This window comes from Stenotrophomonas sp. VV52, from assembly GCF_002893095.1.
GTDB lineage: Bacteria > Pseudomonadota > Gammaproteobacteria > Xanthomonadales > Xanthomonadaceae > Stenotrophomonas > Stenotrophomonas aracearum.
Map to the genome: position 1 here is coordinate 47,600 of NZ_PKQQ01000018.1, position 6,069 is coordinate 53,668.

Below are 6,069 nucleotides of genomic sequence, written 5' to 3' on the forward strand. Positions count from 1 at the left end.
GATTTTCCGCCGATAGAGCCTGCCGCAAGGGAGCCACGGTATGAATGCGGTCGAACAGAAGGCCTGCATCCTGGTCATCGATGACACGCCTGAAAACCTCTCCCTGATGAGCGAGCTGCTCCGGGAGGACTATCAGGTGAAACTGGCGCCCAGCGGGGAGCGCGGCCTGCAGATCGCGGCGGCTGAACCGCCGCCCGACCTGATCCTGCTCGACATCATGATGCCCGGCATGGACGGCTACCAGGTCATGCAGCAGCTTCAGGCCGACAAGGCTACCCGCGATATCCCGGTGATTTTCCTGACCGCACTGGCCGGGGTGGACGACGAACGCCGGGGCCTGGACCTGGGTGCGGTGGACTACATCACCAAGCCGATCAGCCCCTCCATCGCCCTTGCCCGCGTGCGCAACCACCTGCAGCTGAAGATGGTGCGCGACTTCATGCGGTACCGGAACGAGTACCTCAATCGCGAGGTCGCGCGCCGCACCCGCCAGCTCAGCGCCATCCAGGACGTCACCATCCGCGCCATGGCCTCGCTGGCCGAAACCCGCGACAACGAAACCGGCAGCCACATCCGGCGCACCCAGGCCTACGTAAAACTACTGGCCGAGCAGCTGCGCGACCATCCCCGCTTCCGCGACTTCTGCACGCCCGCCAACATCGACGTCCTGTTCAAGTCCGCCCCGCTCCACGACATCGGCAAGGTCGGCATCCCCGACCATGTGCTGCTCAAGCCGGGCAAGCTCACTGCGGACGAGTTCGAGATCATCAAGCAGCATCCGCGCATCGGCCGCGACGCCATCGCGCGGGCATTGGCCGACCTCGGCGACGAGGATGCGCAGTTCCTGCAGGTCGCCCAGGACATCGCGTACGGCCACCATGAGAAGTGGGATGGTTCCGGTTACCCACAGGGTGCGTGGGGCGACGGCATCCCCCTGCCCGCGCGGCTGATGGCGCTGGCCGATGTCTACGACGCGCTGATCAGCCGGCGCGTGTACAAGCCCGCGATGCCGCACCCGGACGCCGTAGCGATGATCGTGAAGGGGCGCGGCACCCACTTCGACCCCGACGTCACCGACGCGTTCCTGGCCATCCAGCAGGCATTCGAGCAGGTTGCACGACAGTTCGCCGACGGCGATGGCGAAACCCTCCGCGAAGCCGTGCGCATGCACGACGCGATCGGAACCGAAGCCGACGAGCTCTGATCACCCGCACGGAGATTCCCGTGGACACTGCACACGCGCATGACCTGCAGGCATTGGAAGCGCACCGGCAGCGGCTGGTGGCCCTGTTCGACGCGCTGCCGGTGGGGGTGATGCTGTTCGACGCCCGCGGGCGGGTCGTGGAAGCCAACCATGTAGCGCTGCGCCTGACCGGCACCAGCATGGAAGCGCTGCGGGCGCGCGACCTGATCGGCTGGCAGGTGCTGCGCGCCGACCTGACCCCGATGAGGCCGAACGAGTACCCGGCCAGCATTACGCTGCGCACGGGCAATGCCGCGCATGGCATCGAAATGGGCATCCGGCAGGCATCCGGTGAACTGACGTGGCTGAGCGCAAGCGCCACCCCGATCGGCGTTCGCGCCAGTGGCGGTGTCGCGGTCGCCTTCGAAGACATCACCGAGCGCAAGCGTACCGAGCAGACCCTGCGGCGGATGAATTTTCTTTCCGACGTGGCATTGGAACTGACCAGCAGCGCGTACTGGCATATCGACTTCAGCGATGCCGACGCGTACTACGCGTCGCCACGCGCCGCGGAGATCTTCGGCGAAGTGGCCCGCGAGGATGGACGCTACAACCTGCAGCGCGAGTGGCTGGACCGGGTGATCGCGGCCGATCCGGGTGCGGCAGCCGGTGTCAGCGAACGTTTCCTGGGCGCGATTGAAGGTCACTACGCGCAGTACGAGGCGACCTACCCCTACCAGCGTCCGAACGATGGCACCACGATCTGGCTGCGATCGGCAGCACGCCTGGAACGCGATGAGGCAACCGGCGCGCCGCGCTACATGTACGGCGTCAACCAGGACATTTCCGGCCACAAGGCTACCGAGCATGCGCTTGAAAAGGCGACCCAGGCCAAGAGCGAGTTCCTGGCCAACATGAGCCATGAGATCCGCACGCCGATGAACGCCATCATTGGCATGTCGCACCTCGCGCTGCAGACCGGGTTGACCCCGCGCCAGCGCGGCTACATCGAAAAGGTCAACCGGGCCGCGGAACATCTGCTGCAGATCATCAACGACATTCTCGACTTCTCGAAGATCGAGGCGGGAAAGCTCGAGCTTGAGAAGACCGAGTTCAGGCTCGAGGACGTATTCGAGCAGCTGGCCAACCTGCTCGGCGTGGGGGCCGAGAACAAGGGGCTGGAACTGCTGTTCGAGATTCCGGAGACCGCGCCCGGCACGCTGGTGGGCGACCCGCTGCGACTGGCCCAGGTGCTGATCAACCTGGGCAACAACGCGCTCAAGTTCACCCCCCACGGCGAGGTCGTGGTGGGGGTGGAAACGCGGGAGCGCGATGACGTCGCCACCACCCTGCACTTCTGGGTACGCGACAGCGGCATCGGCATGGACCCGGCGCAATGCGCGCGCCTGTTCAAGAGCTTCATCCAGGCCGACGCCTCCACCACCCGCAAGTATGGCGGTACCGGCCTGGGCCTGGTCATATGCAGGAGCCTGGTGGACGCGATGGGCGGCCGGATCTGGGTCGAGAGCACGCCGGGAGCAGGTTCGACCTTCCATTTCGAGGCCCGCTTCGGGACCCGCGAGGGCAACTACAGCCGGCGCATGTTCCACGCCGATGAACTGGTCGGCGTCCGGGTGCTGGTGGTGGACGACAACGCCGCCGCGCGCGAGATCCTCTCCAGCATGGCGCGCTCGTTCGGGCTGGAAGTGGACCTGGAAGTGGACGGCGCCACCGCGCTGCAGGCCATCAACAGGGCCTGTGCGGAAGCGGCACCCTACGACCTGGTGCTGATGGACTGGAAGATGCCGGGCATGGACGGTGTCCAGACCATGCAGCAGGTCCAAGCGCAGCATGGCCCGCGTTCGCCGGCCGTCATCATGGTAACCGCCTACGGGCGCGAGGACGCACTCAACGAAGCGCGCGAGCGTGACGTCTCTCTGCGCGCCCTGCTGACCAAACCGGTAACGCCGTCCACCCTGCTTGAAGCCGTCGGCTCGGCACTCGATCTCGGCACTCTGGTGGAGACGCGGGCCAATGAGCGCGCGGTGGCACACGCTGACGCCTTCGCGCAGCTGACCGGGCTGCGGGTGCTGCTGGTAGAGGACAACGAGCTCAACCAGGAACTGGCCATGGAGCTGCTGGGCCAGGCCGGCATGCAGGTGGTGCTCGCGCAGAACGGGCAGGAGGCCGTCGACCTGCTTGCGCGCGATGCCGGCTTTGACGGAGTGCTGATGGACTGCCAGATGCCGGTGATGGACGGTTACACCGCCACCCGTGAAATCCGCCAGACGCTCGGCATGGCCACCCTGCCCATTCTTGCGATGACCGCCAATGCCATGGCCGGCGACCGCGAGAAGGTGCTGGCGGCAGGTATGAACGACCACATCGCCAAGCCACTGCAGATCGGCCCGATGTTCGCGACGATTGCCAGGTGGTGCTGCCCGAACCGCCCCGTTTCTGCGCCGGCACCCCCGGTCGTTGATGATGCGGACGACGCCAGCATGCCCATCGGGCTGGACACACTGCCTGGTATCGACGCCAGGGCCGGCATGGCAGGCACCCTGAACAACGCGGCTCTTTACCGCCGTCTGCTGGCCAGCTTCAGCCGCAGCAACCGCGACTTCGCCAACGCCTTCCGCAGCAGCTGGCCGGACGACGCGCAGCTGGCCGTGCGAATGGCGCACACCCTGAAAGGCACCGCCGGCACCATTGGCGCGAGCGCCGTACAGCGCGCTGCGGCCGAGCTGGAAAGGGCGTGCAGGGACGCCGACGCACGTGCAGAGGTGGGAACGCTACTGGCAGATGTCGAGCGCGAGCTACACACCGTCCTTGACGGCCTGCAGGACTTCGACGATGCGTCGGACGATCCGGTCGACGTTGCGAACCGGGCGACGCTGCAGCCCCGCCTACCCTTGGCCGAGGTAGAGCGCTTGAAGGCGCTTCTTGCGAACAGTGACGCGGACGCACTTCCGTTGATGGCCGATCTCAGCAAGCTCGCCAGGGGCACCCAGTGGCAAGCCACATTCGATGCGGCCAGCCGCGAACTTGATGCGTTTCTTTTTGACGAAGCCCTTGAACGTCTCAGCATCATTCAGCCTCCGGACGAGGCCAGACCTGCAGAATGAAAATTGCCGTTCCCGACATCCAGATCCTGACCACATGGAAGTAATGTGCGCGGCACCGCGCCCTTGTTTTCAAGCGCTTGTTTGCACTTTCGACGCCATGCACAGCACAAGTTTGAGTTGATGCATGGAATTCTCGGATATTGCAGGATTGCTTGAGGTACGCTCCGTGCATGGTCACTCGAAAATCCAGTCCTCAGGTCTCGACCGACGCAGATCCAGACTTGCCTCCTGCAGCCATGTCGCTTGCCGAACTACTCACGGTGAGCGATGAGGAAAGGATCCGCAGGATGTACGACCTTACGCCGGAGCAATCATTGGCCATAATGCGTAAAGCTGGCCTTCTCAATCGCTCCGGCAAGCTCAAACGCTGCTACCGGTGAGCACAAGCAACCTCCAAATCGGTTATCACGGCTGCGACATCTCAGTGAGAGATGGACTGATCTCGGGAGCACTTGCTCCGGAGCAAAGTAATAATCAGTACGATTGGCTGGGCCCGGGTTTCTATCTCTTTGAAGGAGACCAGGACCGAGCACTTGCGTTCGCTCAAGCAGCGGCCAGCCAGCCATTCCGAAGGCTCACCGCAAAGCCAATATTCACCCCGGCGGTCGTCGCCTGCGTTTATAGCGTCCCTCGGTGCCTGGATATGACTACTGGGGCCGGCCGCCTGGAATATGAGAACGCTTACCTGAGTCTTCAAGCTGCTCGACTACGCAGCGGGGAGCGGATACCGCTCAATCTGCAGGTGCATCCTCGTGACGACGAAGTGCTGCTCCGGGGACTGGATAGAGCGGTGCTCGAGTTCATTCACTCCCGATACGAGCTTACCGATGGCTTTGGATACTTTCAGGCCGTACGAGGTGCTTTCAGGCAAGGCCCGGAGCTGGCGCCACGTTCAGGATTCCATAGGGACAGCCATATCCAGATCGCTGTCAGGGATATGAGCTGCATCAAGGGATGGTTCCTGCCGCCCGGCACAAGGCAACTCTCGCACCAGGAACTCATGGCAGCCCAGGCAGCCTTGCGCTCAGCACGCGATGCCAATCCCAAAGCGCGGCTGCGATCAATGACAGAGCAGTAGATTCACACAGTCTGGACGACGGGCAGTGTGCCCGCCATCCAGCCGACCGGATCACTCCACCGTAACGCTCTTCGCAAGATTACGCGGCTTGTCCACGTCCGTACCGCGTGCCAGCGCGGTGTGGTACGCCAGCAGCTGCACCGGGATGGTGTGCACCACCGGGCTGAGCACGCCAGCGTGGCGCGGGGTACGGATCACATGCACACCTTCCGACTCCACAAAGTGGCTGTCCTGGTCGGCGAACACGAACAATTCGCCGCCACGTGCGCGCACTTCCTGCATGTTGGACTTCACCTTCTCCAGCAGGCTGTCGTTGGGCGCGATCACCACCACCGGCATGTCTTCATCCACCAGCGCCAACGGACCGTGCTTCAGTTCGCCGGCCGGGTAGGCTTCGGCATGGATGTAGGTGATTTCCTTGAGCTTGAGCGCACCTTCCAGTGCGATCGGGTAATGCAGGCCACGGCCGAGGAACAGCGCGCTGTTCTTGCGCGCGAAACGCTCGGCCCAGGCCGCGATCTGCGGCTCCATGTTCAGCGCATGCTGCACGCTGCCCGGCAGGAAGCGCAGCTGTTCCAGGTACTCCGCTTCCTGCGCGGCATCGATGCGACCGTGCAGCTTGCCCAGCACCACGGTCAACTGGAACAGTGCCGCGAGCTGGGTGGTGAAGGCCTTGGTCGAGG

4 protein-coding genes are annotated in these 6,069 nt (G+C 64.2%); 3 read left to right on the plus strand and 1 reads right to left on the minus strand.

What is annotated here, in order from left to right:
• The first annotated feature begins 40 nt into the window (after positions 1-40).
• From C2U58_RS19245 to C2U58_RS19255, 3 genes are all read left to right on the plus strand, one after another.
• Positions 41-1,204, plus strand: coding sequence for a two-component system response regulator (locus C2U58_RS19245; protein WP_102947284.1), 1,164 nt, complete (start codon positions 41-43; stop codon positions 1,202-1,204).
• A 20-nt stretch (positions 1,205-1,224) separates the two neighbouring features.
• Complete coding sequence (locus tag C2U58_RS19250) at positions 1,225-4,308, plus strand: response regulator (protein WP_172448197.1); 3,084 nt, start codon at positions 1,225-1,227, stop codon at positions 4,306-4,308.
• Positions 4,309-4,684: 376 nt separating this feature from the next.
• On the plus strand, positions 4,685-5,386 hold the full coding sequence (locus C2U58_RS19255) for a hypothetical protein (RefSeq protein ID WP_102947283.1): 702 nt from the start codon (positions 4,685-4,687) through the stop codon (positions 5,384-5,386).
• 51 nt (positions 5,387-5,437) lie between these two features.
• Here C2U58_RS19255 and C2U58_RS19260 read toward each other — a convergent pair.
• A partial coding sequence (locus C2U58_RS19260; RefSeq protein ID WP_146033502.1) for an SIS domain-containing protein occupies positions 5,438-6,069 on the minus strand: 632 nt, incomplete at its 5' end.

Excerpts from the sequence above, each read along its gene's own strand:
- C2U58_RS19245 (WP_102947284.1), top strand. The coding sequence starts at position 41 with ATGAATGCGGTCGAACAGAAGGCCTGCATCCTGGTCATCGATGACACG.